The organism is Streptomyces sp. AC627_RSS907, assembly GCF_019049165.1.
On the sequence record NZ_JAGMUE010000713.1, the window covers coordinates 1 to 552 of the forward strand.

A 552-nucleotide genomic window follows, 5' to 3' on the forward strand; every position below is an offset into this window, starting at 1 on the left:
CGACCGGGCCGTGGACGCGGTGGACCTGGGCGACGGCAACCGGCTCTACACGATGCTGTGCGAGGAGCGGGTCCTCGCGGGCTGCGCCGACGTGTGGGAGTGCACGGTGGTCGCGGTGCCCAGCCAGGGGCGGGTCATCACCTCGGTGCTGCTCGTGCTCGACCCGGGGGCCGACCAGGAGGCCGACCGGGCGCCCGAGGTGCTCGCCGCCCTCGAACCGCACGTGGCCGACACCGTCGAGCGGGTCGTGGTGGTGAGCCCGGAGCGCATCCCGCTCGGGGCGACCGGCAAGGTGCGCAAGTTCCTGCTGCGCCAGCGCTTCCTGGACGGCGAGTTGCTGGGCCGGGAGAGCGTCGCCGGGCAGGTGACCGCGTGAGCGCGGACACCGGGCGGGCGCGGCCCGTCGTCACCGGGCTCGGCACCTTCACCCCGCTGGGCCGTGGCGCCGACAAGCTCTTCGACGCGCTGTGCCGGGGCACGTCCGGGCTGCGCAGGCCGCCGCCGGGCCACCTCCTGGACGGCACCGTGGGCGCGGCGGGCATCGCCCCGGAG

Annotated in this window: 2 pseudogenes; both read left to right on the top strand. The window is 76.4% G+C overall.

Annotated features, from left to right (window positions below):
• Positions 1 to 376, top strand: a pseudogene (locus tag KUM32_RS37940) (long-chain fatty acid--CoA ligase); the annotation flags it as partial.
• A pseudogene (locus tag KUM32_RS37945) lies at positions 373 to 552 on the top strand (beta-ketoacyl synthase); the annotation flags it as partial. The pseudogenes KUM32_RS37940 and KUM32_RS37945, both read left to right, overlap by 4 nt.